The sequence below is a fragment of the Komagataeibacter intermedius TF2 genome, from assembly GCF_000964425.1.
GTDB lineage: Bacteria > Pseudomonadota > Alphaproteobacteria > Acetobacterales > Acetobacteraceae > Komagataeibacter > Komagataeibacter intermedius.
The window spans coordinates 60,597-84,891 of sequence record NZ_BANF01000012.1 but is presented as its reverse complement, the minus strand read 5'-3'; the positions used below and the strand labels follow the sequence as shown (position 1 = coordinate 84,891).

Here is a 24,295-nt window from a genome sequence, read left to right as displayed (position 1 = left end):
TTCATACATCCCGTATGGTCTTGATCAGGTCGCCCACATGTTCGGGGGGCGTGGTCGGAATGACCCCATGGCCAAGATTGAAGACATGGGGGCGTCCCTTCATCGCATCACGGATGGCGCGGGCTTCGGCACGCATGCCTTCGCCACCCGCCAGCACGCGGATCGGGTCAAGGTTGCCCTGCAGCACCAGCGTGTCGGGCACTTTTTCCGCCACGGCCTTCATGTCAGCCCCGGTATCCAGCGCCATCGCGTTCACGCCGGTCACATGCCCGTATTCAATCGCCATAAGCCCGGCCAGACGCGGGAAGCCGATAACCGGCACGCCGGGGTGGCGGGCGTTGATGATTTCGGTAATCCGGCGCGCGGGTTCAATGACATGCTTGCGGAACTGTGACGGCGGCAGCAGGCCCGACCAGCTGTCGAACAGCATGACCGCTTCCGCCCCGGCCGTGATCTGGTTGCACAGCATATCCGCCGTGGCGGTGGTCAGCAGGTCGATCAGCCGGTCAAAGAATGCGGGATCGGTATAGGCCAGCCTGCGCGTTTCCTCGAACTCACGCGATCCATGGCCTTCCACCATGTAGCACGCCACCGTGAACGGCGCGCCGGCAAAGCCGATCAGCGTGACCTGTCCCGGTCTGGCCGGACCGATCGCTTCCGGCCCGTCAACAGCCTTGCGCAGCCGTCCCAGCGTTTCCATGACCGGGCGGGTCGCCTGTTCCACCCGCGTGGGGTCCAGCCGGTCCAGGTCGGCCTGTGAACGGACCGCACCCAGGACCGGTCCCCTGCCGGGCACGAATTCCAGCGACTGTCCCATTGCCCATGGCAGGATGAGGATATCGGAAAACAGGATCGCCCCATCCATGCCAAAGCGCCGGATGGGCTGCAGCGTGAGGTCCACCGCCATATCCGGGGTCATGCAGCGGGTTATGAAATCCGCTTTTTCACGCAATGCCCGGAATTCTGGCAGAAACCGGCCCGCCTGCCGCATCAGCCATACCGGAGGTGGCCATGTTGCCTCTCCCAACAGGGTGGCGAGCAGGGGTTTGCGTGTTTCAGTCATCGATCCGTCGTTCTGTTTCGTTGTGGCCGGACTATCTCGTACTTTCGCCGTGACGGATAGCGGGCAGGTACGACGCGCGCGCCTCTTTCAAAACAATAAAAGAAAAGAGAAAGAAAATTTTTGATGTGCTTTAAGTGCTGTGGATGACGGGGTACCCACGTTTCCGAAAATGTACCCCACTTTTCCCACAGAGTGTACAGTTTCCGACTCCAAGGATTCCCGTGCCTGTGGGCAGTTATCCAGAATGTACCGACACAAGCCTGTGTACAACCCACCGCGAACGGAGGTGTACCCGTTGTCCACGGTACTCGGTACGGCACAGAATTGTTTGGAGTACTGTCCCCATGTACCCCAGTACTCGAACGTGCTGAAATTCATGTTTCACTTCGGCAGTACGGAGAGGGCAATGCCAGACGACTCGAATTTAGTACTAAAGCCCCCGCCATTACAGGCGGAGTCGTCCGCGATAGTACTCGCCAGTCGCTCCAGCGCACGGCGGAGGCTGCTGGAATCGGCGGGAGTGCGGGCGGATTACAGATCGGCGGATGTCGATGAACATGCCATTCGCGAGCACGCCCGTGCCCGCGGCATGGCGCCGGGGCAGACGGCCCTTGAACTGGCCCGCGCCAAGGCCCGCGCCGTCAGTGCGGACAGCGGCGCGATCGTGATCGGGGCGGACCAGATGCTGTCATGTGATGGGGCATGGTTTGACAAGCCGGAAAGCATGGACAGGGCCCGCCAGCAGTTACGCATGCTGCGCGGCAGGCCGCATGTCCTGCATACGGCGGTGGTGATGCTGCGTGACGGGATCGAGATATGGCGGCATGTCGCCTGTCCCGTGCTGCACATGCGTGCGTTCAGCGACTCCTTTCTCGAGCGGTACCTGGCGATCGAAGGCGATGCGATTCTGTCCTGTGTCGGGTGCTACCGGCTGGAGGGCATGGGCATTCACCTGTTTTCCCGGATGGAAGGGGAACATTCCGCCATTATGGGCCTGCCCCTGCTGGCGGTGCTGCAGGCATTTCGGGCACAGCATATCATCTTGCAATAAATTGGATTGTGGGGGGTTGCATTGCCCAGGGCTTACGGTTATACCCCGCGAACCGGACCACGGCAGGCCATCCAAACGGCCAGTCAGTCAGGACAGTGGGGCCATAGCTCAGTTGGGAGAGCGCCTGAATGGCATTCAGGAGGTCAGGGGTTCGACTCCCCTTGGCTCCACCAGATTCCTTATCTGGTACCCCCTCGGAAAAACAGAATAGAGTAGTCTGGCTGTTTCAGTGAGAACAGGCACGTATCTGCCTGTTCAGCGTGCCATATCTATCGGATTGTGGACATATACTGTCCGACCTCCGCTTGCGATTTCAAAAACGTTTCCAGAATCTGCCAATCTTCGGCTCAGGTGGAATGATCGAGTTCGTCGAGTTCGATCAGCCCTGCCTCGCCCGTCTGTGCGGGGGGAAGATCCGGCATGGCCGGTTCTGTCGCCCTGTCGCCCGGATGCAGCCTGCGGACCACGCCAAAGGCGGTCATGACCGCGCAGGACCCGAACAGCACGCACCCCAGCACCTGCCCCACCTGTACGCCGGCAGGACCGAACTGCATGCCAAACCATACGAACGGAATGGTGCCCAGTGTCGCCCGCCCCCAGTTGAACAGGGTCGAATACAGCGGGAAGCCCAGATTGTTGAAGGCGGAATTGGCCACGAACAGCATGCCGATAAAAACATAACCGGCAATTGTCCAGTTACAGAACAGGTGGATCAGCATGGCCGCCGTGCCCTGCGCCGAAAACACCCGCACCACAATGTCCTGCGCCAGGAACAGAATGGCCCAGGTGATGGCCACACAGCCCGCAACCAGCCACAGGGAGGCCACCAGCGTGTCGCGCACCCGGTCCAGCTTTCCCGCCCCCAGGTTCTGCGACATGATCGGCCCCACCGATCCCGTCAGGGCAAAGACGAATGCGAACGCCACCGGTACGATCCGGTCGATGGTCGCCTGCCCCGCAATGGCCGCCAGCCCGAAGCTGGCCATGGCATGGGTGACGAACACGCCGCCCACCGGGGTCGCCAGATTGGTCAGGATGGCAGGCATCGCCACCTGCCCCACCAGACGGGTATCCGCCATGATATGGGTGCGCACTGGCAGCGCCAGCAGCCCGTGCCGGCGTGCGCAGCGAAAACCCACAAGTGCTACGGCCAGACGCGAAAGGATGGTGCTGATCGCCGCCCCCTTCAGCCCCAGCCCCATCACCACGATCAGCAGCGGATCGGCAATGGCCGAGATCATGGCCCCCATCAGGGTCACGTTCATGGAAATGCGCGCCGCCCCAATGGCGCGCAACAGGCCCGAGCACCCCATTCCCGCCGCGATCAGCGGCAGCCCGGGTGAGACGATTTCCAGGAAAAGGGTTGCCTGTCGCGCGGCTTCCCCCTTCGCCCCCAGCAGTGCAAGCAGCGGTGTGGCCAGCCATGCCGTGAACAGGCCGATTACCAGACACGCGCCCATCATGAACATGCCGAAGGAAGACGCGACACGTTGCGCCTGCTCCGTCTTGCCTGCGCCAATCAGTCGGCCGGTAATGGCCCCGATGCCGATGGACAGGCCGATGGACACGGCAATCTGCACATAGCTGATTACGCCGGAAAACCCGATTGCGGCAGTCAGCGCGGGATCACCCAGCCATGAGATGTAGAAAAGGTTCAGCAGGTCGACAATGAAGACCGCCATGAGCCCGATGGCGCCGGTCCCGGCCATGACCACAACGTGGCGAACGATATGTCCCGTGCAGAAGGTGGCTTTTGATCGGGTTACGGTATGTCCCCCCATTCGGGTGTCCTGTCTGCTGGCGTTCATATGGTCAGGCCGGAGCTGCCGCGCTCGTGGCGTGCATGATGCGGGGCAATGAAACCGGGCACAAGGCCCATATGCAGCCAGTCTTTTCGACTGGTCCAAAAAAATACGGGTGCATGCCGTATATATTGTCAGCCCATTGTGCGGTGCAAAATAAATAGATGAATTGTGCAGTGCAAAAAAAGTAAAATTTCATTTTTATTTATATTTATGTTGACCTGTTAAAATAAGCATGCCATACAGAATCACACGAAGCGATCAGGCTTCCATAAATACAAAGAATATCCGGAAAAAATACCGGAATGGGTGCAGCGCCTCCAGTGTTCGCATCCCCCTGGCAGGGTCCCTCGTAATGAGGGACCCTGTTTTTTTGCGTATGGCATAAAATAATGGGGTGCCATCCGTCTTTTACGTATCTTGTCCCGATTGGCTTTCTCTACTGTGGGGCAGGTTTCCACGCTGGTGGAAGCCATTCCGTCGAGGGAGGAATACCAATGTCCAGACTGACTGCGGCCGAACGCAATGCCCTGCCGGATTCAGCCTTTGCCCTGCCGGGGCGGCGTTATCCGATACCGGATGCGACCCACGCGCGCGACGCGCTGGCGCGGGCTAGCGAAATGCTGCATCGCGGTGACCTGACACAGCAGGAATACGACACCGTGGTCGCCCGCGCCCATGCCGTGCTGGAAAATGAATAGGCATGCATGGAAAAGGGCGCGGAAGTCTCCCTCCGCGCCCCTTAATCTCATGCGTATGAAGCAGTCAGGCGTCAGCCTGCCTTGTCCAGTTCCGCTTCAAGCTGCGGCAGGATGGTGAACAGGTCGCCCACGATCCCGTAATCCGCGACCTGGAAGATCGGCGCTTCGGGGTCCTTGTTGACTGCAACGATCACCTTGCTGTCCTTCATTCCGGCCAGATGCTGGATCTGCCCCGAAATCCCCATGGCGATATACAGTTCCGGCGCCACGATCTTGCCGGTCTGGCCCACTTGGTATTCGTTGGACACGAAGCCCTTGTCCACCGCTGCGCGCGAGGCGCCGATGGCAGCACCCAGACGGTCGGCCAGAGGTTCCAGCAGCTTGAAGTTTTCTTCATTCAGCATGCCATTGCCGCCCGAAACCACAACGCGGGCGGATTCCAGTTCCGGCCGTTCGGACTTCGACAGTTCGGTGGCGACGAAGGTGGAACCACCCGGGCCTGCGGGCAGGGCCACGTCCTCGATCACCGCATTGCCGCCTTCGCTTGCCACCGGATCGAAGGAAGATGCGCGGACCGTGATGATCTTTTTCGCATCCGCCGACTTTACCGTCGCCAGCGCGCTGCCGGCATAGATGGGGCGGACAAAGGTATCGGCATCATTGATGGCGACGATATCGGGGATCGGCTGCACATCCAGCAGCGCGGCCGTGCGCGGCAGGACGTTCTTGGCCGTGGCGGATGACGCCGCCAGGATGTGGCTGTAACCCGACGCCAGATCCGCCAGCAGGGCGGCAACCGGTTCGGCCAGTTCGCTGCTGCCGGTGGTGTCGGTGACCTGCAGCACCTTTTTCACGCCCGGAATGGCGGCGGCGGATTTTGCGGCGTCCGCCGCGTCTGGCCCGGTGACCAGCACATCGACATCGCCCAGCTGACTGGCTGCCGCAATGGCGGAACGCGAGGCCTGGCGGATCGCCCCGCCTTCATGATCCAGATAAACGAGTACGGTCATGATCAGATCACCTTTGCTTCGTTACGCAGACGCGACACCAGTTCCGCTGCCGAGTCGAGCTTGATCCCCGCCTTGCGTTCGGGCGGTTCGGCAACCGAGACCACGCTCAGCCGCGGCGTCATGTCCACGCCCAGGTCGGCAGGCGTGATCTTTTCCATCGGCTTCTTGCGTGCCTTCATGATGTTGGGCAGCGAAGCGTAGCGCGGCTCGTTCAGGCGCAGGTCCGCGGTAATGATGGCTGGCAGCGCCAGCTTCACGGTCTGGGATCCGCCATCAATCTCGCGCGTGACAGTTACCGCGCCATCGGCGACCTCCACCCTGGAGGCAAAGGTCGCCTGCGGGCGGCCCAGCAGGCCCGCCAGCATCTGCCCGGTGGCGTTCATGTCATCGTCAATGGCCTGCTTGCCAAGGATGATCAGGTCGGGCTTTTCCTTTTCCACCAGTGCCTTGAGCACCTTGGCCACCGAAAGCGGTTCGGTCACCACATCGGTTTCCACCAGGATGGAGCGGTCGGCCCCCATGGCCATGGCCGTACGCAGTGTGTCCTGCGCCTTGGGCTCGCCGATCGAAACCGCGACGATTTCGCTCACGACGCCTTTTTCCTTCAGGCGCACGGCTTCCTCGACCGCGATTTCATCAAACGGATTCATGGACATCTTGACGCCGGCAGTTTCAACACCGGAACCATCGGCTTTCACTCGCGGTTTGATGTTGTAATCAATCACGCGCTTAACGGGTACAAGAACCTTCATTGCATATTTGCCTGTCTGTCTTCGGATAAGGGCAATCGGTGTGGCAGATACATACCGTACCCGCCATATGATTACATCCCGCCGGGATAGTTCGGGCCGCCCGCCCCCTCCGGCGTGACCCAGTCAATGTTCTGGGCGGGGTCCTTGATGTCGCATGTCTTGCAGTGGACGCAGTTCTGCGCGTTGATCTGCAGGTGCGGGTCCGTGCCTTCATCCGCCACTTCATAGACGGCCGCCGGGCAGTACCGGCTTTCGGGGGAGCGGAACACATCCCAGTTCACCGTCTTCCACAGCGACATGTTGCGGACCTTCAGGTGAACCGGCTGGTCTTCTTCATGATTGGTATTGGACAGGAAGACCGAGGACAGGCGATCGAACGTGATCTTGCCATCCGGCTTGGGGTAGCTGATCTTTTCCGAAATCGAGGCCGGTTCCAGCACTTCATTGTCGCTGTGCCGCGTATGCAGCGTCCATGGCGCGCGGCCACGCAGCAGCATGGCGTCGATGCCCGAATACAGCGCGCCGCCCTTCATGCCGAATCTGGCGAAGGCGGGACGGATGTTGCGCACCGAACGCAGTTCCGTCCACAGCCAGGAATCCCGGATGCGGCGGGTATAGGACCCCGGTTCCACCCGGTCCGTCGCCAGTGCTTCCGCCAGTGCTTCCGCCAGTGCTTCCGCCGCCAGCATGCCCGACTTCATGGCCGTGTGGGTACCCTTGATCTTGGGCACGTTCAGGAAGCCCGCCGTATCGCCAATCAGCGCCCCGCCGGGGAAGGTCAGGCGCGGAATGGACTGGATTCCCCCTTCGGACAGCGCGCGCGCGCCATAGGCGATGCGGCGTCCGCCCTCGAAATACGGGCGGAAGGCCGGATGCAGCTTCACGCGCTGCATTTCATCAAACGGGGACAGCCACGTGTTGGGATAGTCCAGTCCGGTGACAAACCCGTAGGACACCAGGTTGTCGCCAAAATGGTACATCCACGCCCCGCCATAGGTCCGGTCATCCAGCGGCCAGCCAAAGCTGTGCTGCACCAGTCCGGGGCGATGCATTTCCCTGGGGATTTCCCACAGTTCCTTGATACCCAGCCCGTAGGTCTGCGGGTCCACGCCCTTGCGCAGGTTGTACATTGCCGTGACCTGCTTGGTCAGCGACCCGCGGCAGCCTTCCGCAAACAGCGTGTATTTCGCGCGCAGTTCCATGCCCGGCGCGTAATTGTCGCCCGGCTTGCCATCGCGACCGATGCCCATGTCCCCGGTGGCGACACCAGTCACCCGGCCGCTGTCATCCACCAGCACTTCCGCGCCTGCGAAACCGGGATAGATCTCGACCCCCAGTTCTTCCGCCCGGCCCGCAAGCCAGCGGCAGAAATCGCCCAGGCTCACGATATGGTTGCCGTGGTTGTTCATGTGCGGCATCACGCGGTCAAGGAACGGGATTTCAAGGCTGCCGTTCCGTGTCAGATAGAGCATCTGCTCCTCTGTCACGGGTGTGTTCAGCGGGGCCCCTTCCTCACGCCAGTGCGGCAGGAGTTCCGCAAGCGCACGGGGTTCGATCACGGCGCCGGACAGGATATGGGCGCCAATCTCGCTGCCTTTCTCAATCAGGCAGACGCTCGCCTCGGGGGCGACCTGCCGCAGCCGGATCGCCGCCGCCAGCCCCGATGGGCCGCCGCCAACAATAACGACATCGAATTCCATAGTCTCGCGCGGGGTCTCGCTCATACCTCTGTTGTCCTCTTGCGTCATGACCGGGGTGACATGGGATGAATGGGATTACACTATATAGCAGTGCTTCCTAGAACCGTTTGGTGCGCGAATAAAGGCTTGTTGCGCATTCCGTTCCTTCGGCCCGTGCAATGGGGGGCGTTCAGGGTGCTGCCGTCCCGCGGGCCAGTTCTTCCGTTGCCCGCCATTCCGGGCCGACATAGTTGACGATCAGTGTCCTGCGGATGCCCGACATCGGGCGCGGGACGAAGCCGTGCCATGACCGGGCGGATGGTATGAACAGCAGCCCCGAATTGAACACGCCCGAAGCCCGCGCCACGGCCACGCCCGATGCGGTCATGAGGTCGGTGCCCCACTGCGCCGCCTGCGCGCCCATGGACAGTGAGACCACAAGCGTCAGTCGCTTGGCCCCGATATCGGTATGGGGTTCCAGCCAGAAACCATCCGTATCAAGGCATAGTTCAAGGCGCAGGGCCGCGTTTTCAAGATGGGCGTCGCATCTGTCCGAAAAGGCGGCGCGGGTCTGCGCCGTGTCAAACAGGGTCGCCAGATGGTCCAGCGCCGTGTTTGCCGCGCGTTGCGCCGGCGTGATGAACAGTCGTTTCCCGTTGCGTCCCGCCCGCTGGCCGCCACTGTCGCCGCCGATAAAACGGGCATCTGGCGTCCATGTCACCAGTGCCGCGGCCACCGGCGCGGGCAGCACGTCATAAAGCTGCCAGTGTGCAAAGGGCCACGGCGTAGCCGGCGTGGCGGCAAGGGCCGCGATGACGCAATTCGTTTCCATGGGAAAGGGTTCTGCTGCTCCGGGCCTGCGCTGCCGTCGGGGGCGGCGGCCTGTGGGTTACAGGGCGCTGGCGTGGCGGGTGGTGCTGTCGGCTGTCAGGTACCGGTCGAAGGCGGCGGCGACATGGCGCACGAACTGGCGCCCCTTTTCCGTGACCTGTATCTGGCGGCCGGTGATGCGGACCAGCCCATCTGCCACCATGAGGGCCAGATGGGACAGTTCGGGGTCAAAATGGCGGACAGGCAGGTGATACCGCGCGCAGATCCTCGCCAGATCGACCTGCAGGTCGCACATGACCTGTTCTATGATCGCGGCGCGCACATGATCATCCGCATCCAGCCTGACGCCGCGCACGACAGGCAGGCTGTCGGCGCTGTTTCCCATAAGCCGGGCATAGGCGGCGGACGAGACGGCATTCTGCGTCATGCCGCCGGGAAGCGAGGAAATGGCCGATGCTCCCACGCCGATCAGGGCTGGTGCCGTATCGGTGGTATAGCCCTGGAAATTACGGTGCAGCGTGCCAGTGGCCATGGCACGGGCCATGCTGTCGTGCGGGCTGACGTAATGATCCAGGCCCACCGGCAGGAAGCCTTCGCTCCGCAGGGTCGCGTCAATCGCCGCGCGCTGGGCAATGCGCGCCTGTGGACCAGGCAGGTCGCCCACCGGCATCAGGTTCTGGCGCTTCTGTTTCCATGGCACATGCGCGTAACCGAATACCGCCAGCCGGTCCGGGCGCAGGCTGGCCACCGCGCGGGCCGTGCGCGCCACGCCTGCCGTATCCTGCCGTGGCAGGCCATAGATCAGGTCGATGTTGATGGAGTTCACCCCGGCAGTGCGCAGGGCGTTCAGGCAGTCGCTGGTCTGTTCCCAGCTCTGGATCCGGCCACATGCATCCTGCACGTCCGCGTCAAGGTCCTGCACGCCCATGCTGGCGCGGTTGAACCCGAGTTCATGCAGAAGGGCCGGATAGTCGGGGGGAAGATGCCGGGGATCGACCTCGATGCTGATTTCAGCGTCCGGGGCAATGTCGAAATCCCGGCGGATGGCCTGCATGATACGGCGCATCGCACTGCCCGGCAGGGTCGTGGGCGTGCCGCCGCCCCATTGCAGGTGCGTGACCCGGCGGCCGGGGCCGATCAGGGTGATGATGCGGCGCAGTTCCTCATGCAGCAGGGCGGCATAGGCGGCCCGCGCATCCACATTGCGCAGAACGGCGGTATTGCACCCGCAGAACCGGCATAGCGTGTCACAGAAAGGAACATGCAAATAAAGGGAAACCGGCTGGTCCGCCGGGAGGGAGGACAGCCACGCACGGCTGTCGTCCGGTCCCACCGCGTCACTGAACTGCGCCGCGGTGGGGTAGCTGGTGTAACGCGGCAGGTTGCCCCCATAGCGGGAAAGCAGGGAACTGTCCGCCGCGTTCATGCCATTAGAACCGGTAGGCGATACCAGCGGAAACGACGGTCGGGTCCAGCGAGTCGTGGGCCGTGACATGCACGCTTTCGTTGGAGTTTTCAGCCCATGCGTGCATGCGCACGAACATCTGCTTCACGTCGAAGTTGAAGAACCAGTTGCCAACCAGCTGGTAATCCACACCGGCGTTGATGGACGGGCCACCCGTGAAGCCGGAGTTCAGCTTGCTGGTCAGGCCGTTGTTCGCGGCATTCATGTTGTGGAACCACATGAACGTGCCACCAACACCTACATACGGGTTCAGGCGCTTGTGCGGACGGAAATGCCACGCGACGGTCACCGTCGGCGGCAGCACCCATGCGCTGCCCACATCAAGCTTGCCACCCACGGCGCCACCTTCGGCCGCCACTTCATGACGGGTGCTGGTCGCGATCAGGTCCAGCGAGATGTTGTCGGTCAGGAAGTATTCGAACGTCAGTTCAGGCATGACCTGGTTGGTGGTCTTGATCCGGGTGCCAGCCAGCGGCGCACCGTTGGCCCAGACGCGGCTGTCACGATCTTCCGGCAGCACGCCAACGGCGGACAGGCGGATCATGAAGTCACCCTTGCCCAGGCCGATCTTGGTGGTCGCGCAGGTCTGGAAGATACCGCAGTGGCCGTTACGCGGCTGCGCCACGGCCACGGGCTTTGCCAGCGGTGCGTTGACATAGGTGGAGGGTGCTGTCGTCTGCGCATGGACCGCGACAGGTGCCAGTGCCGTGGCGCCCAGTGCAGCCGACATGGCGAGTTTACGAATGTTCTTCATCGTGAGCAGACCCTAGTTTCATTCCGGCTGGCATGCAGACGGGATCGTTAAGAATGTTCAATTTGATTTGTCAGGTGCAGAAATCACGCCCACCTAGCATTCGGCTTTGATGTGAATCAATCAGGACAGGTGAACTATTTCCTTATTACGGTCCAGCCTGACTGTTCTTTCGGTAATGTGGCTTGTGGAACACAGTTTCCGGACCGGACTGTCCTGATTTATCGCCTGGTTACTATAGGAAAACGTGCGTATTGCATCGCATCCCAGTTCGCGTGCCAGTGTTTCCATGGCCGGGATCAGCGCATCCACGATCTTCTGCCGCTGGGTATAGGACAGGGTGATGATGTAATCCGATGTCAGCGTATCACCCGAATACAGGTCGAACCCCCGGCGGAAGGTGGCCATGGCGCAGGGGGGACGGGCAATGCCGTAATGGGCGACCAGAATCCCTTCCCGCACGCGGGGACCGGACCGGGCCAGCCTGCGACCGATGCGTATCCAGTCCCGCATGGAGATATGCGGCAGGGCGATCCTGATCAACGGATAGAGCAACGGGACATCTGCAGGGTCCAGTCGTCGGACCATAGGCGGGGGGACGGCCTGCACGCGTCGGATTTTCCTCGGGTTGGAGGTTTTTATTGGTTACATGCCTGTTTACCTGATATTTCACGGCGGAACGCATTGATTTACATCAATCCATCGGCCATACTCTCCAGCATCTTGGCAAATGCATTTAGTGTATTTCTAGGGAGCCAGGCATGTCCGGTTACTTCGGCGCCGGAACGCAGGCGCCTGAAAGTGATTAGGAATAATTTATGTCGGATATGCCTTCGTGTCAGTTTGAATCGAGGCCTCGGCGTATCGTCATCGGGTCGTCCGGCGTGCAGACGGATTTCTGCACGACATGCAGCGTCCGCCCCACCAGCGTGTGCAGCGTGATCGGGCCGGATGACATTTCCCGCCTGTCGGACGCGGCGGTGGAAACCATTATCCCCCCCGGGCGCGGTTTTATCGAGGAAGGCGCGCCGGCCACCGACTTTTTCAACGTTACGTCCGGCACGGTGAAGCTGTTCAAGGCATTGCCTGATGGGCGGCGGCAGATCACGGGGTTCGCCTCGCCCGGGCATTTCCTCGGGCTTGCGGTGTCGGACAATTACGCCTTTGGCGCGGAAGCGGTCGATACGGTACGGGTCTGCCGTTTTTCACGCGACAAGATGGCTGACCTGCTGGATGATTTTCCCAAGCTGGAACGTCGCCTGCTGGAAGAAGCGTCCAACGAACTTGTCGCAGCCCAGAACCAGATGCTGCTGCTCGGGCGCAAGACCGCGCGCGAACGCGTGGCCAGCTTCCTGCTGGACCAGATGCATGCAAGCCAGCTGCCCGGTCACGAAAGTAATGGCGGCCGCCTGCACCTGCCCATGACACGTGGTGATATTGCCGATTACCTTGGCCTGACCATCGAAACCGTCAGCCGCACGCTCAGCTGGATGCGCAGCCAGGGCATGATCGAGGTGGGCAAGGGCTATGCCATCACCATCGTATCGGCGGCAAAGCTTGACGTGCTGGCGGCCGGCAATACCTGATACCTAGTCATCCTGTCCTGCCTGCCTGTCATCAGGCTGGTCGGGTGCATCCGTAAACAGCGGTTTGGGCGGGGTGGTACGTGCAGGCCCCCCCACGATATGACCGATCGGGGTCAGGATCTCGACATGATCGCAGATGATCTTGAACACCGCCAGCAGAGGCACCGACAGGAACGCCCCGAAAATACCCCACAGCCAGTCCCAGAACATCAGTGACGCCATGACCAGCACCGGGTTGAGCGTGAACCGCCGCGCCAGCACCATGGGGGTGATCGTCTCCCCTTCCGTCAGGTGGATGCACAGGTAGATGGCAGGTGGCAGCAGCGCCTGCCATGCGGATGGGTAAACGAACAGTCCCACAAGGAAATAGATGATGATCCCCATCATCGGCCCGATAATGGGGATGTAGTTCAGCAGGAACGCCATCACCCCCCACAGCAGCGGGTTGGGCATGCCCAGCAGCCAGCACTGCGCCATGTTCACCAGCCCGACAAGGCTGTTGATGATGGTGATGGTGGCCAGATACTGTGAAACGTTCCGTTCGATCTGGTAGGCGATCTGCACCGTGCGCCGTTTGTCGGCGAAGGTCGGCATGATCTCCACAAAGCGGCGCAGCAGGCTGTCCCCCTGCGCCAGCAGGAAGAACAGCATCAGGATCATGGTGAAGAACTGGCCCATGAAGGCCTGCGTGCCCAGCAGGATGGACGAACTGAACCGGTCCAGCCCGCCCGTGCTGGGGGTTGAAACCACGATGACATGCCCATCGGCCGTATCGGTTACGGCGGCCGGGTGGTCCACATGCCCGCCCGCGATGGTCATGAAATTATGGATACGGTCGGATGCGCTGGTCAGGAGCTGGAACGGACCGCGCAGGAAGGCAAGGCGTTCCTGCAGCGTATTGATCGCCTCGGGCGCGCGTTCCAGCCAGCCGGTGGCGGGAACGGAAATCGCGGTGCCCACCGCGCCGACAATGCCGAACACGCACAGGATCAGGCACAGGGCCGCCAGCGGCTTGGGCAGGCGCAGCCGTGTGTGCAGGAAGCGCAGCGGCGTGGACAGCAGCAGGTTCACCACCAGCGCCAGGATCATGGGCAGGATGATGGCGGACGCGAAATACAGGGTATAGAAAACCGCCAGCACGCTTAGCAGAAGAAGGCAGGCGGTGCGCGTGTCGATGCGGCTGTGGCGCATGACCTCGATGGCGCGCTGCTGCTGCACCTGTTCATAAGATGGTTGTTGAGGGGATGGCTCTGTCTCGGGCGGCATGATCAGGTCCTGAGGTGGTGCTGGCGTGGCCCCAACGGCTGTGGCGTTTCCTGTGCCCGCTGAATTCGTATCGTACCAATCCGTTCCTTATGGCGGCATATGGGGGGCAGGACCAAGGTTTTTGGCACATTCCCGCTACGCAACCATTGCAGGGGGCGGCGGTGCGTACACGCTAACGTGAATTTTTGGGCCCCATATGGCGGGAGACGGTACTTGAAAGCAGGATTGGACAGGGGTCAAATACCCATAGACGAAGGCCTGCCGCCTTCTGGAACTGCAATCAATGGAGAGTCCCATGGCCTGGAATACCCCCAAGATCGTTGAAGTCCCCCTGGGCGCCGAGATCAACAGCTACGTCTGTGGCGAAAAGAAGTAAGATGGAAACATCGCCGCCTGTCTCGCACAGGCGGCGATTTTCTTTTACAGTCTGCGTCCATGATCGACATTATCGTTCTCGGCGCGGCGGCGGGTGGCGGATTTCCACAATGGAATTCCAACGCTCCCGGTTGCAGGCGGGCCAGGGCCGGCGATCCGGCAGCCCTGCCCCGCACACAGGCTTCCATCGCCATAAGTGGGGATGGAAAGAACTGGTTCGTGGTCAATGCCTCCCCCGACCTGCGAACCCAGATAAACCAGACCCCGGCCCTGCACCCCAGCGAAGGCCTGCGGTCCACGCCCATCGCTGGTGTCATCCTGACGGGCGGCGAGGTGGATACAATCACCGGCCTGCTGACCCTGCGCGAACGCCAGCCCTTTACCCTGCTGGCAACACCCGAAGTGCTGTCCATGCTGGACGCCAATCCCATTTTTGAAGCCCTGAACCGCGCGGTCGTGACCCGCACGCCCATGGGACTCGATCAGCCACTGGCGCTGAAGCTGGGTGACGGCATGCCTGCCGGGCTGACCATCGTGCCGTTCGCGGTACCGGGCAAAGTCCCGCTTTATGCCGAGTCCGGGCCGGACCCGGCGGCAATCTGTGAAAATGGCGAAACGGTCGGGCTGGAAATATCCGACGGGCGGCATCGTGTCTGTTTCGTGCCCGGCTGCGCGCGCATGACCGACAACCTGCGCGTGCGCCTGCGTGGGGCGGATGCCGTGTTCTTTGATGGCACGCTATGGGTAGATGACGAGATGGTCCGTGCGGGACTGGGTGAAAAAACCGGCCGCCGCATGGGCCATATGTCCATTGATGGCATGGACGGCACCATTGCAGCCCTGCGTGACCTGGGCATCAAACGCAGGATTTTCATACATATCAACAATTCCAACCCTGTCCTTCTGGCGGATTCGCCCGAACGCGCCGCCGTCGAGGCCGCAGGGTGGGAAGTCTCCCACGACGGGATGAGGATTACGGCATGAGCGCACCCCTGCTTTCCCCCGATGAACTGGAAGCCGCACTGCGCGCCATCGGGGCGGAACGCTATCACAACCTGCACCCCTTCCACCGTGCGTTGCATGACGGGCGGCTGAAGCGCGGTCAGGTACAGGCATGGGCGCTGAACCGCTATTATTACCAGGCCAGCATCCCGGCCAAGGACGCAACGCTGCTTGCCCGCCTGCCCACGGCGGAACTGCGGCGTGAATGGCGCAGGCGGCTGGTGGACCATGATGGCGATGCGCCGGGCACGGGTGGCGTGGCACGCTGGCTGAAGCTGACCGACGGGCTGGGGCTGGACCGCGGCTATGTCGAATCGCTCGAAGGGCTGCTGCCCGCCACGCGGTTCGCGGTGGATGCCTATGTGGCGTTCGTGCGCGACCGGTCCATTCTCGAAGCCATCGCCTCGTCGCTGACCGAACTGTTCTCGCCCACCATTATCAGTGAGCGGGTCGCAGGCATGCTGCGGCATTATGATTTCATCACGCCCGAAACGCTGGCCTACTTCCAGCCGCGCCTGACGCAGGCCCCGCGTGATTCCGACTTCGCGCTGGGATATGTCAGGGAACATGCCCGCACGCCCGAACAGCAGCAGGCGGTGCTGGGCGCGCTGAAATTCAAGTGTGGTGTGTTGTGGGCCATGCTGGATGAACTGGAATACGCCTACGTCAATCCTGCGCGCATTCCCCCCGGCGCGTTCCGTCCGGATGCGACATGACCACAGGTCTTACGGACGACAGCGTCATCCGTTTCGCGCGCGGGGTCCGGCTACAGCATGACCGCGTGCGTGAACGGTGGATCATCCAGGCCCCCGAACGCGCCTTCATCCCCGATCCCATCGCGGCCGAGGTGCTGAAACTGGTTGATGGCACGCGCACGCTGGGCCAGATCGTGGCGGACCTGGCCAACCGTTTCGCGGCCCCGGTTGATGTGATCGGCCGCGATGTCCATGTCATGGTCAGTGACCTTATGACACGGCAGGTGCTGGTGGCATGACAGAAACCATTCTTTCCCCCATGAGCCTTCTGGCGGAACTGACGCATCGCTGTCCGTTGCAGTGCCCGTACTGTTCCAACCCGCTGGCGCTGGAACCGCGCCGCAACGAACTGTCCACGCAGGACTGGATCAGCGTGCTGGACCAGGCCGCGGAAATGGGCGTGCTGCAGGTCCATTTCTCCGGCGGGGAACCGATGAGCCGCCCCGACCTGCCCGACCTGATCCGCCATGCGGTGGGGCTGGGGCTGTATACCAACCTCATTACCTCCGGCGTGCTGCTGAACGAGAAGACCTTTCCCGTTCTGGTGGATGCCGGGCTGGATCATGTCCAGCTGTCCTTTCAGGATATTGATACCGCCAATGCCGAACATGTGGGCGGCATGAAGGGCGCGCAGGCGCGCAAGCTGGAAGCCGCACGTCTGATTGCGGCGGATGGCATGCCACTGACGCTGAATTTCGTCATCTACCGCGAAAATGCCGACCGCGTGCCGCAGATGCTTGATGCGGCTGTGGAAATGGGCGCGCGCCGGGTCGAGATCGCGCATACGCAGTATTATGGCTGGGGGCTGGCCAATCGCGCAGCCCTCATGCCCACGGCGGCACAGCTTGAACAGACCACGCAGGCAGTGGAGGCGGCGCGTCAGAAATATGCAGGCCGCCTGACCATAGATTACGTCACGCCCGATTATTATGCCGACCGTCCCAAACCCTGCATGGGGGGCTGGGGGCGTCGGTTCATCAATATTTCCCCATCCGGGCGGGTACTGCCCTGCCATGCGGCCGAGACGATCCCCAATGTCGCCTTTCCCGATGTGCGGCATGACACGCTGGCGCATATCTGGCGCGCCTCCCCGCTGTTCACCATGTTCCGGGGTACGGACTGGATGCCCCAGCCGTGTCGCAGCTGTGACCAGCGGGAAAAGGACTGGGGGGGCTGCCGCTGTCAGGCTCTGGCCCTGGCAGGGGACGCGCGTGCGACCGATCCGGTGTGCAGCCGGGCACCCGATCATGACCGTGTTGTCCGGGTGCTGGAAACCCTGCCTGCCGAACCGCCGCCATTCCGCTACCGCCGGTATGCCCGCGCTACGGATGAGGTCGGCTGACCTCCGGCTTCACATCCACCCGCGGCAGGCAGATCACGAAGCGCGCGCCCTGAACATGGCCATCGGCATCGATGCGGTTTTCGGCACTTATGGTGCCGCGCAGGGCTTCGATGATCTGCTTGCTGATGGACAGGCCAAGGCCTGAATGCTGCCCGAAATTCTCGCTGCTGGGGCGTTCCGAATAAAAACGGTCGAAAATATTGTCCAGCTTGGCCTGCGGAATGCCCGGTCCTTCATCACTGACCGCGATCTCAACCATGCCGCCTGCCGGCACCGCGCTCAGCAGGATCTTGCCATCGGGCGGGGAAAAGGAAATCGCATTGCCGATCAGGTTGCGCAGCACCTGCACCAGCCTGTCTTCCACCGCAAGGACGGTCAGCCGCCGTTCGGGACTGTCGCCACTGCTGGCCACCGCCATATAGGGCTGTCCCGGCTGGCGGGTCGTCTGGTGTATTTCCACCAGCACCGACAGCAGCGGCACGATGGCCACCGGTTCCGCGCGCGCGCGCGACAGTTCGGCATCCACGCGGCTGGCATCGGCAATGTCGGTAATCAGGCGGTCGAGTCGCCGCACGTCATCATTAATGATCGACAGCAGCCGCTGCTGGCGTACGGGATCGTCGATGCGCAGCAGGCTTTCGATGGCCGAGCGGATGGAGGAGAGCGGGTTCTTGATTTCATGGCTGACATCGGCGGCAAACCGTTCGATGGCGTCCATGCGGGCCCATAGCGCGCTGGCGCTGTCCTGAAGCGCGCGGGCGACTTCGCCGATTTCATCGCGTCGCGCCAGCAGGCGTTCGGGCACCACGTCCGTGCGGCTGGAGGATTCGCGCATGGTATGGGCGGACGCCGCCAGCCGCAGCAGCGGACGCGCGATGGTCAGTGACAGGTACCACGACAGCAGGATGGTCAGCGCCAGCGCCATGAGGAACAGCGACAGGATGGATGACCGCACGGCAAACAGCGAACGGTCCACGTCACGCGCTTCGCGCGTAAGCTGGATGATGCCCACCGTCGTCCGCCCGTCATGCATGACGGGTTCGGCCACCGTAACCATAAGCTGGTGGTTGGCGTTACGGCGGATATAGGGCGGGATTTCCATGACCCGCGTGCCATTTGGCTGGGTCACGGGCTGGATGGAAGGATCGGAATCGGGCGTGTCCAGCGTCATGATCCGCTCACCCGACAGGGTGGGCAGCTGCGCCAGAAGCCAGTTGTACAGCCGTTCGCCCATGTTGACCGACGGGGGATACAGCGGGGAATGCTCGTCTTCTTCCGCAGCGGGTGGCGCTGGGGGACTGTCGGCATTGCCGTGGCGCCCGGCCTGTTCCACGCGGCTGTCCGCCACGATCTGCCCGTCGGGGGCGAACAGGCGGGCATGTGCGCTGGGGCTTGGTTCGGTCAGGCGCAGCAGCAGCGGGCGGGCAAGATTGGGTTCCAGCGTCACGTCATGGCGCGAGACGATGACGGCACTCTGTCCCAGCGCGCCGGCATAGATGCGGGCCTGTTCACGCAGGGCCGAAACCTCGGCTTCCAGCAGGCTGTTCTGGAACTGCGTCAGATACAGCAGCGTCAGCGCCAGCAGCCCCAGCGGCAGTGTATTGACCAGCAGGATGCGCCGCATGAGCGGCGAGACCAGCCGGGTGCGGTATTCCATGAATTCCGCGACCGCGTTCCTGCCCTCCCCGCTCCACCGACGCGGGATCAGGCGGCGCAGGGGAGTGAGGACAGCCGGAGGCAGGGAAAGAACGGGACGCGGCACCGGCTGGGTCATTCTTCCTTGTAACGGTAGCCGATCCCGTACAGGGTCTCGATCTGGTTGAATTCCTCATCGACCTGGCGAAACTTCTTGCGCACGCGCTTGATGTGGCTGTCGATCGTACGGTCATCGACATAGATGTTCTCGCCATACGCCGCGTCAATCAGCTGGTCACGTGACTTGACCAGGCCGGGGCGTGCGGCAAGCGCCTTGACCAGCAGGAATTCGGTGACCGTAAGCTGGATATCGCGGCCATGCCACAAGCACTGGTGCCGCGTTTCATCCAGCGACAGCCCGCCCCGCACCATGGTGCCGGTGGGGCTTACGCCTGCCGCCTCGCTGCGGCTGACCTCGTTGCGGCGCAGCAGCGCGCGGATGCGTTCCAGCAGCAGGCGCTGGGAAAAGGGCTTGGTGATGTAGTCATCCGCCCCCAGCCGCAGGCCCATCAGCTGGTCGACCTCTTCATCCTTGGAAGACAGGAAAATGATCGGCAGCTGCGACCGCGCGCGCAGGCGCTGCAGCAGTTCCATACCATCCATGCGCGGCATCTTGATGTCCAGCACCGCCAGATCCGCCGGCCGTGATGACAGACCATGCAGCGCACTTTCGCCATCGGTATAGGTGCGGACAATGAATCCCTCCGCCTCCAGCGTCATCTGCACGGAGGTCAGGATGTTCCTGTCATCGTCAACCAGCACGATCGTCTGTTTCGTTGGCTCCATGGGGGGTCTCTTTTCGCTCCTCTGCCGATGCGGGCATGGGCGCCGGTCCTTGTCCGGCGCACGTATGTAGCATAGCGTCATATTCACCCGCATGTCATGAGGGGATGCGGGTATCCTGCTTCACTGGAACGTCCATGACGTTCCGGCTGTTCCATGGAATCGGCACAAGTTGCGCAAAAACGGCATGCCTGCCGGGAACGCAATGCCTTGTCCATTGGCCAGCCGTTACCTACTTGTAAGAGCATGAGCGAGAACACAGACCCCACCCCCTTTGCCGATGCCGCAACCGGCGACGGCACACCCAACCCCGCGACGGCCGAACATTCCGGTCAGGCGCCGGAAGCTCAGGCCGGGCAGGCCGCGGTCGATCCGCGCATAGCCGAACTGGAGGCCGAGGTCGCGACCCTGCGTGACAAATGGGTCCGTGCGGAAGCCGAAACCCAGAACGTGCGCAACCGCGCCAAGCGCGAGGTGGAAGACGCCCGGCAGTACGCCGTGCAGAAATTCGCCAAGGACGTGGTCGAAGCGGCCGAAAACCTCAAGCGCGCGCTGGCCAGCCTGCCCCAGCCGACCGAAGGCGAGGACAGCATCCTGACCCGCATGCGCGAAGGGATCGAAAGCACCGAACGGTCGTTCGTGGGTATTCTGGAACGCAATGGCATCAAGGCGGACGACGCAAAGGGCAAGCCCTTTGACGCCAACCTCCACCAGGCCATGGCCGAACAGCATAGCGACGAACACGCGCAGGGCACCGTGATGGAGGCCTGGACCCCCGCATGGACGCTGCACGGGCGGCTGCTCAAGCCGGCAATGGTTGTCGTGTCAAAGGGGCCGGCGCAGGCAGGGTGAAATCGTTTCCGCGCATGTCTTCAGACCCTTGAAAGCTGCGCGGGGGCTGCCTACATCGGATGGTAACACCGGTGCCATGGGCGGATGTGGAACAGACAGTCCGCCCCATCACCGGCACGATATGGAAGAAAGGGTCCGCCCCGATGCTTCGGGTCCGGGCAGGCCGCTGAAAAGGAGAGTATCTGAATGAGCAAGGTTATCGGTATCGACCTTGGTACGACCAATTCCTGCGTTGCCGTGCGCGAAGGCGACGAGACGCGGGTTATCGAGAACAGCGAAGGCGCACGCACCACCCCGTCCATGGTGGCCTTTACCGACAGCGGTGAAATGCTGGTCGGTCAGGCGGCAAAGCGTCAGGCCGTCACAAACCCGTCCAACACCCTGTATGCGGTCAAGCGCCTGATCGGCCGTCGTTACGACGACCCCACCGTGGCGAAGGACAAGGAGCTGGTCCCCTACGCCATCGTGAAGGGTGACAACGGCGACGCATGGGTCGAGGCACAGGGCAAGAAATACGCACCCGCGCAGATTTCCGCCTTCATCCTGGGCAAGATGAAGGAAACCGCCGAGGCCTATCTGGGCGAGAAGGTCACGCAGGCCGTCATCACGGTCCCCGCGTACTTCAACGATGCACAGCGTCAGGCCACCAAGGACGCCGGCCGGATCGCCGGTCTGGAAGTCCTGCGTATCATCAACGAACCGACTGCCGCAGCGCTTGCCTATGGCCTGCAGAAGAAGAACGGCGGCACGGTTGCTGTCTATGACCTTGGCGGCGGCACGTTCGACGTGTCCATCCTTGAAATCTCCGACGGCGTGATCGAGGTGAAGTCCACCAACGGTGACACCTTCCTCGGCGGTGAAGATTTCGACGCCCGCATCATCGGCTTCCTGGCTGACGAGTTCAAGCGTGAGCAGGGCATCGACCTGCGTCAGGACAAGCTGGCCCTGCAGCGCCTGAAGGAAGCAGCCGAAAAGGCGAAGATCGAGCTGTCTTCCGCCAAGGAAACCGAGATCAACCTGCCGTTCATCACGGCGGATGCCTCCGGTCCGAAGCACCTCGTGGTCAAGCTGACCCGTGCGAAGCTGGAAAGCCTGGTGGATGACCTGATCCAGCGCACGCTGGAACCCTGCCGCGCCGCCATGAAGGACGCGTCGGTTTCGGCTGGTGAGATTGACGAAGTCATCCTCGTCGGCGGCATGACCCGTATGCCGAAGGTGATCGAGGCCGTTAAGGAGTTCTTCGGCAAGGAACCCGCACGCAACGTGAACCCCGATGAAGTGGTCGCCATTGGCGCGGCTGTTCAGGGCGCCGTGCTGCAGGGTGATGTCAAGGACGTGCTGCTGCTCGACGTGACGCCGCTGTCGCTGGGTATCGAAACGCTGGGTGGCGTGTTCACCCGCCTGATCGACCGCAACACGACGATCCCGACGAAGAAGAGCCAGACCTTCTCGACCGCGGAAGACAACCAGAACGCCGTGACCATCAAGGTCTATCAGGGCGAGCGTGAAATGGCGGCTGACAACAAGCTGCTGGGCACATTCGACCTGACCGGTATCGCCCCCGCACCGCGTGGCGTGCCGCAGATCGAGGTGACGTTCGACATTGACGCCAACGGCATCGTGTCCGTCTCGGCCAAGGACAAGGCGACCGGCAAGGAACAGCAGATCAAGATCCAGGCATCTGGTGGTCTGTCCGAATCCGACATCGAAAAGATGGTGAAGGACGCCGAAGCCAATGCCGCAGCCGACAAGGTGAAAAAGGAACAGGTCGAGGCCCGTAACCAGGCCGAAGGTCTGACCCATCAGGTCGAGAAGTCGCTGGCGGAAGCAGGCGACAAGGTTCCGGCGGCCGACAAGACCGAAGCGGAAGCAGCGATTGCCGATGTGCGCAAGGCACTTGAAGGCACCGACGCCGAAGCCCTGAAGACGGCGACCGATCGCCTGACGCAGGTTGCCATGAAGGTTGGCGAAGCGGTCTACAAGGCAGGCCAGGCCGAAGGTGCCGCCGGTGCCGCGGGCGCTGCCCCCGGTGGCGCACCGAAGGACGAAAAGGTTGTCGACGCCGACTTCGAAGACGTGGACGACTCCAAGAAGTCCTGATCGCCGCAAGGCGTCATACAGGCTCCGGAATGGAGGGCGGACCTTCGGGTCCGCCCGACCTTTCCACCAGGGTGGCGCCCGTGCTTCTGTGAAGACGGGCGCTTTTCATATTCTGCACAACAACACTATTCTGGAACGCGAGGATCGTGCCGCAAGGATGTCGGGCGGTCGCGTTTGCTAGAGGACCCACATGGCCACCAAGATAGATTATTACGCAGTCCTTGAAGTTTCTCGCGATGCCAATGGTGACGAGATCAAGCGGGCGTATCGCAAGCTGGCCATGAAGTACCATCCCGACCGGAACCCGGGGGATGCGGAAGCGGAAAACAGGTTCAAGGAAATCAACGAAGCCTACGACGTGCTGAAGGACGACCAGAAGCGCGCGGCCTATGACCGGTTCGGCCATGCGGCGTTCGAGGGCGGTGGCCCCGGTGCTGGCGGCTTTGATTTCGGTGGCGGGGGGCTGGGCGACATCTTCGAACAGATGTTCGGTGACATGATGGGCGGCCGGCGCGGTGGCCGCCGTTCGGGCGCCGACCTGCAGGTGCAGGTGACCATCACCTTTGCCGAGGCCTTCGCCGGCGTTAAGAAAAAGATCACGGTTCCCACCCGCGTCACCTGCGAAAGCTGTGACGGCACCGGGTCGGCGGACAAGGATGCACAGCCCGAAACCTGCCCGTCGTGCCATGGCGCGGGCAAGGTACGTGCGCAGCAGGGCTTCTTCTTCGTGGAACGCCCCTGCCCCACCTGTCATGGCTCGGGCCGCCTGATCCGCAATCCGTGTAAGGAATGTCACGGCACCGGCACGGTGGAAAAGAACCGCACCATTGAGGTCACGATCCCCGCCGGGGTGGAAGATGGCACCCGCATCCGCATTTCCGGTGAGGGGGAATCCGGCGGCAAGGGCGTGCCCGCGGGCGACCTGTATGTTCATGTATCGGTCGAACAGCACGCGATCTTCCAGCGTGATGGCGCCAACATCTACTGCCGCGTGCCCGTGCGCATGGCGCAGGCTGCCCTCGGCACTGAAATCGAGGTGCCGGTCGTGGACGGGTCGCGCACCAAGGTCAAGATCCCGGCAGGAACCCAGACAGGCGAACATTTCCGCCTGCGGGGCAAGGGATTCTCGGTCCTGCGGTCGTCCGCCCGTGGGGACATGTATATCCAGGTCGTGGTGGAAACGCCGCGCCATCTGACCAAGCGCCAGCGCGAACTGCTGGAGGAATTCGAGGGGGACGCCGCAGGCCATGCCAAGGGCAGCCCCGAAAGCACCGGTTTCTTCAGCAAGGTGAAGGATTTTTTTGAAGGCAAGCTGTAAGCCGCTTTTTTCCTGCACTGACATGCAGGGGCAGCAGTTGAAATGACAGATTATTCAGGTGTAGGGTCGTGGCACTATTCATGGTGAATCCCCCCCAACTTGCACCATGAATAGGC

Annotated in this window: 23 protein-coding genes and 1 tRNA gene; 12 read left to right on the top strand and 12 right to left on the bottom strand. The window is 62.2% G+C overall.

Annotation, left to right across the window (positions count from 1 at the left end; genetic code table 11):
• Position 1: 1 nt before the first annotated feature.
• A complete protein-coding gene (gene hemE / locus B7449_RS02760) occupies positions 2-1,063 on the bottom strand; it encodes a uroporphyrinogen decarboxylase (RefSeq protein WP_039733359.1) in 1,062 nt (353 codons plus the stop codon).
• A 406-nt stretch (positions 1,064-1,469) separates the two neighbouring features.
• On the opposite strand from hemE, the gene B7449_RS02755 reads away from it, so the two are divergent.
• Both B7449_RS02755 and B7449_RS02750 read left to right on the top strand, forming a co-directional pair.
• Positions 1,470-2,114, top strand: coding sequence for a Maf family protein (locus B7449_RS02755; protein WP_082084729.1), 645 nt, complete (start codon positions 1,470-1,472; stop codon positions 2,112-2,114).
• A 97-nt stretch (positions 2,115-2,211) separates the two neighbouring features.
• Positions 2,212-2,287, top strand: a tRNA-Ala gene (locus tag B7449_RS02750).
• 174 nt (positions 2,288-2,461) lie between these two features.
• On the opposite strand, the gene B7449_RS02745 is transcribed toward B7449_RS02750, so the two are convergent.
• On the bottom strand, positions 2,462-3,895 hold the full coding sequence (locus tag B7449_RS02745) for an MATE family efflux transporter (protein WP_039733361.1): 1,434 nt from the start codon (positions 3,893-3,895) through the stop codon (positions 2,462-2,464).
• Positions 3,896-4,413: 518 nt separating this feature from the next.
• Here B7449_RS02745 and B7449_RS02740 point away from each other — a divergent pair.
• Complete coding sequence (locus B7449_RS02740; protein WP_010513656.1) at positions 4,414-4,617, top strand: hypothetical protein; 204 nt, start codon at positions 4,414-4,416, stop codon at positions 4,615-4,617.
• A gap of 71 nt (positions 4,618-4,688) precedes the next feature.
• On the opposite strand, the gene B7449_RS02735 is transcribed toward B7449_RS02740, so the two are convergent.
• The 7 genes from B7449_RS02735 to B7449_RS02705 form a co-directional block, all read right to left on the bottom strand.
• The gene (locus B7449_RS02735; RefSeq protein WP_039733362.1) at positions 4,689-5,627 is read right to left on the bottom strand and encodes an electron transfer flavoprotein subunit alpha/FixB family protein; all 939 of its coding nucleotides are present in this window, start codon (positions 5,625-5,627) and stop codon (positions 4,689-4,691) included.
• Between the two features lie 2 nt (positions 5,628-5,629).
• Positions 5,630-6,379, bottom strand: coding sequence for an electron transfer flavoprotein subunit beta/FixA family protein (locus B7449_RS02730; protein WP_039733363.1), 750 nt, complete (start codon positions 6,377-6,379; stop codon positions 5,630-5,632).
• Between the two features lie 71 nt (positions 6,380-6,450).
• Positions 6,451-8,103 (bottom strand): electron transfer flavoprotein-ubiquinone oxidoreductase, encoded by a 1,653-nt coding sequence (locus B7449_RS02725; RefSeq protein ID WP_039733364.1) that lies wholly within the window; start codon positions 8,101-8,103, stop codon positions 6,451-6,453.
• 145 nt (positions 8,104-8,248) lie between these two features.
• On the bottom strand, positions 8,249-8,890 hold the full coding sequence (locus B7449_RS02720) for a 2OG-Fe(II) oxygenase family protein (protein WP_039733365.1): 642 nt from the start codon (positions 8,888-8,890) through the stop codon (positions 8,249-8,251).
• A 57-nt stretch (positions 8,891-8,947) separates the two neighbouring features.
• Complete coding sequence (gene hemN / locus B7449_RS02715) at positions 8,948-10,315, bottom strand: oxygen-independent coproporphyrinogen III oxidase (RefSeq protein ID WP_039733366.1); 1,368 nt, start codon at positions 10,313-10,315, stop codon at positions 8,948-8,950.
• Positions 10,316-10,319: 4 nt separating this feature from the next.
• Complete coding sequence (locus B7449_RS02710; protein ID WP_039733368.1) at positions 10,320-11,108, bottom strand: OmpW/AlkL family protein; 789 nt, start codon at positions 11,106-11,108, stop codon at positions 10,320-10,322.
• 120 nt (positions 11,109-11,228) lie between these two features.
• On the bottom strand, positions 11,229-11,693 hold the full coding sequence (locus tag B7449_RS02705; RefSeq protein ID WP_039733369.1) for a hypothetical protein: 465 nt from the start codon (positions 11,691-11,693) through the stop codon (positions 11,229-11,231).
• Between the two features lie 230 nt (positions 11,694-11,923).
• Between B7449_RS02705 and B7449_RS02700 the strand changes: the two genes are divergently transcribed.
• Complete coding sequence (locus B7449_RS02700) at positions 11,924-12,691, top strand: Crp/Fnr family transcriptional regulator (RefSeq protein ID WP_010513646.1); 768 nt, start codon at positions 11,924-11,926, stop codon at positions 12,689-12,691.
• A 3-nt stretch (positions 12,692-12,694) separates the two neighbouring features.
• Here B7449_RS02700 and B7449_RS02695 read toward each other — a convergent pair whose 3' ends face one another.
• On the bottom strand, positions 12,695-13,957 hold the full coding sequence (locus B7449_RS02695; protein ID WP_235721276.1) for an AI-2E family transporter: 1,263 nt from the start codon (positions 13,955-13,957) through the stop codon (positions 12,695-12,697).
• A 295-nt stretch (positions 13,958-14,252) separates the two neighbouring features.
• Between B7449_RS02695 and pqqA the strand changes: the two genes are divergently transcribed.
• From pqqA to pqqE, 5 genes are read left to right on the top strand one after another with little or no spacing between them, the layout of a single operon-like run.
• Positions 14,253-14,333: a pyrroloquinoline quinone precursor peptide PqqA gene (pqqA, locus tag B7449_RS02690; RefSeq protein ID WP_010508617.1), complete on the top strand. Its 81-nt coding sequence runs from the start codon at positions 14,253-14,255 to the stop codon at positions 14,331-14,333.
• Between the two features lie 59 nt (positions 14,334-14,392).
• Positions 14,393-15,316 carry a pyrroloquinoline quinone biosynthesis protein PqqB gene (gene pqqB, locus B7449_RS02685; protein WP_039733370.1) on the top strand — a complete coding sequence of 308 codons (924 nt, stop codon included), beginning with the start codon at positions 14,393-14,395 and terminating at the stop codon, positions 15,314-15,316.
• A complete protein-coding gene (gene pqqC, locus B7449_RS02680; RefSeq protein WP_039733371.1) occupies positions 15,313-16,050 on the top strand; it encodes a pyrroloquinoline-quinone synthase PqqC in 738 nt (245 codons plus the stop codon). Before pqqB ends, pqqC begins: the two co-directional genes overlap by 4 nt.
• Positions 16,047-16,328 carry a pyrroloquinoline quinone biosynthesis peptide chaperone PqqD gene (gene pqqD / locus B7449_RS02675; RefSeq protein WP_010513642.1) on the top strand — a complete coding sequence of 94 codons (282 nt, stop codon included), beginning with the start codon at positions 16,047-16,049 and terminating at the stop codon, positions 16,326-16,328. Before pqqC ends, pqqD begins: the two co-directional genes overlap by 4 nt.
• Positions 16,325-17,431, top strand: a complete 1,107-nt coding sequence (gene pqqE / locus B7449_RS02670; protein WP_039733372.1) for a pyrroloquinoline quinone biosynthesis protein PqqE — start codon at positions 16,325-16,327, stop codon at positions 17,429-17,431. Before pqqD ends, pqqE begins: the two co-directional genes overlap by 4 nt.
• Here the strand turns inward: pqqE and B7449_RS02665 are convergent.
• Both B7449_RS02665 and B7449_RS02660 read right to left on the bottom strand, forming a co-directional pair.
• Entirely contained in the window at positions 17,412-19,088 is a 1,677-nt protein-coding gene (locus tag B7449_RS02665) for a stimulus-sensing domain-containing protein (RefSeq protein WP_235721281.1), read from the bottom strand. The genes pqqE and B7449_RS02665 overlap by 20 nt on opposite strands.
• Positions 19,089-19,201: 113 nt before the next feature.
• Positions 19,202-19,912: a response regulator transcription factor gene (locus B7449_RS02660; RefSeq protein WP_010513638.1), complete on the bottom strand. Its 711-nt coding sequence runs from the start codon at positions 19,910-19,912 to the stop codon at positions 19,202-19,204.
• A gap of 243 nt (positions 19,913-20,155) precedes the next feature.
• On the opposite strand from B7449_RS02660, the gene B7449_RS02655 reads away from it, so the two are divergent.
• The 3 genes from B7449_RS02655 to dnaJ all read left to right on the top strand — a co-directional run bounded on the left by B7449_RS02655 (position 20,156) and on the right by dnaJ (position 24,179).
• Positions 20,156-20,761, top strand: coding sequence for a nucleotide exchange factor GrpE (locus tag B7449_RS02655; RefSeq protein ID WP_039733373.1), 606 nt, complete (start codon positions 20,156-20,158; stop codon positions 20,759-20,761).
• A 186-nt stretch (positions 20,762-20,947) separates the two neighbouring features.
• Positions 20,948-22,861 carry a molecular chaperone DnaK gene (dnaK, locus tag B7449_RS02650; RefSeq protein WP_039733374.1) on the top strand — a complete coding sequence of 638 codons (1,914 nt, stop codon included), beginning with the start codon at positions 20,948-20,950 and terminating at the stop codon, positions 22,859-22,861.
• A gap of 190 nt (positions 22,862-23,051) precedes the next feature.
• Positions 23,052-24,179 carry a molecular chaperone DnaJ gene (gene dnaJ / locus B7449_RS02645; RefSeq protein WP_039733375.1) on the top strand — a complete coding sequence of 376 codons (1,128 nt, stop codon included), beginning with the start codon at positions 23,052-23,054 and terminating at the stop codon, positions 24,177-24,179.
• Positions 24,180-24,295 lie beyond the last annotated feature (116 nt).

Bases quoted from the DNA above. Each gene is read 5' to 3' on its own strand.
- hemE (WP_039733359.1), bottom strand. From the start codon at position 1,063: ATGACTGAAACACGCAAACCCCTGCTCGCCACCCTGTTGGGAGAGGCA.
- B7449_RS02755 (WP_082084729.1), top strand. From the start codon at position 1,470: ATGCCAGACGACTCGAATTTAGTACTAAAGCCCCCGCCATTACAGGCG.
- B7449_RS02745 (WP_039733361.1), bottom strand. From the start codon at position 3,895: ATGGGGGGACATACCGTAACCCGATCAAAAGCCACCTTCTGCACGGGA.
- B7449_RS02740 (WP_010513656.1), top strand. From the start codon at position 4,414: ATGTCCAGACTGACTGCGGCCGAACGCAATGCCCTGCCGGATTCAGCC.
- B7449_RS02735 (WP_039733362.1), bottom strand. From the start codon at position 5,627: ATGACCGTACTCGTTTATCTGGATCATGAAGGCGGGGCGATCCGCCAG.
- B7449_RS02730 (WP_039733363.1), bottom strand. From the start codon at position 6,379: ATGAAGGTTCTTGTACCCGTTAAGCGCGTGATTGATTACAACATCAAA.
- B7449_RS02725 (WP_039733364.1), bottom strand. From the start codon at position 8,103: ATGAGCGAGACCCCGCGCGAGACTATGGAATTCGATGTCGTTATTGTT.
- B7449_RS02720 (WP_039733365.1), bottom strand. From the start codon at position 8,890: ATGGAAACGAATTGCGTCATCGCGGCCCTTGCCGCCACGCCGGCTACG.
- hemN (WP_039733366.1), bottom strand. From the start codon at position 10,315: ATGAACGCGGCGGACAGTTCCCTGCTTTCCCGCTATGGGGGCAACCTG.
- B7449_RS02710 (WP_039733368.1), bottom strand. From the start codon at position 11,108: ATGAAGAACATTCGTAAACTCGCCATGTCGGCTGCACTGGGCGCCACG.
- B7449_RS02705 (WP_039733369.1), bottom strand. From the start codon at position 11,693: ATGGTCCGACGACTGGACCCTGCAGATGTCCCGTTGCTCTATCCGTTG.
- B7449_RS02700 (WP_010513646.1), top strand. From the start codon at position 11,924: ATGTCGGATATGCCTTCGTGTCAGTTTGAATCGAGGCCTCGGCGTATC.
- B7449_RS02695 (WP_235721276.1), bottom strand. From the start codon at position 13,957: ATGCCGCCCGAGACAGAGCCATCCCCTCAACAACCATCTTATGAACAG.
- pqqA (WP_010508617.1), top strand. From the start codon at position 14,253: ATGGCCTGGAATACCCCCAAGATCGTTGAAGTCCCCCTGGGCGCCGAG.
- pqqB (WP_039733370.1), top strand. From the start codon at position 14,393: ATGATCGACATTATCGTTCTCGGCGCGGCGGCGGGTGGCGGATTTCCA.
- pqqC (WP_039733371.1), top strand. From the start codon at position 15,313: ATGAGCGCACCCCTGCTTTCCCCCGATGAACTGGAAGCCGCACTGCGC.
- pqqD (WP_010513642.1), top strand. From the start codon at position 16,047: ATGACCACAGGTCTTACGGACGACAGCGTCATCCGTTTCGCGCGCGGG.
- pqqE (WP_039733372.1), top strand. From the start codon at position 16,325: ATGACAGAAACCATTCTTTCCCCCATGAGCCTTCTGGCGGAACTGACG.
- B7449_RS02665 (WP_235721281.1), bottom strand. From the start codon at position 19,088: ATGGAATACCGCACCCGGCTGGTCTCGCCGCTCATGCGGCGCATCCTG.
- B7449_RS02660 (WP_010513638.1), bottom strand. From the start codon at position 19,912: ATGGAGCCAACGAAACAGACGATCGTGCTGGTTGACGATGACAGGAAC.
- B7449_RS02655 (WP_039733373.1), top strand. From the start codon at position 20,156: ATGAGCGAGAACACAGACCCCACCCCCTTTGCCGATGCCGCAACCGGC.
- dnaK (WP_039733374.1), top strand. From the start codon at position 20,948: ATGAGCAAGGTTATCGGTATCGACCTTGGTACGACCAATTCCTGCGTT.
- dnaJ (WP_039733375.1), top strand. From the start codon at position 23,052: ATGGCCACCAAGATAGATTATTACGCAGTCCTTGAAGTTTCTCGCGAT.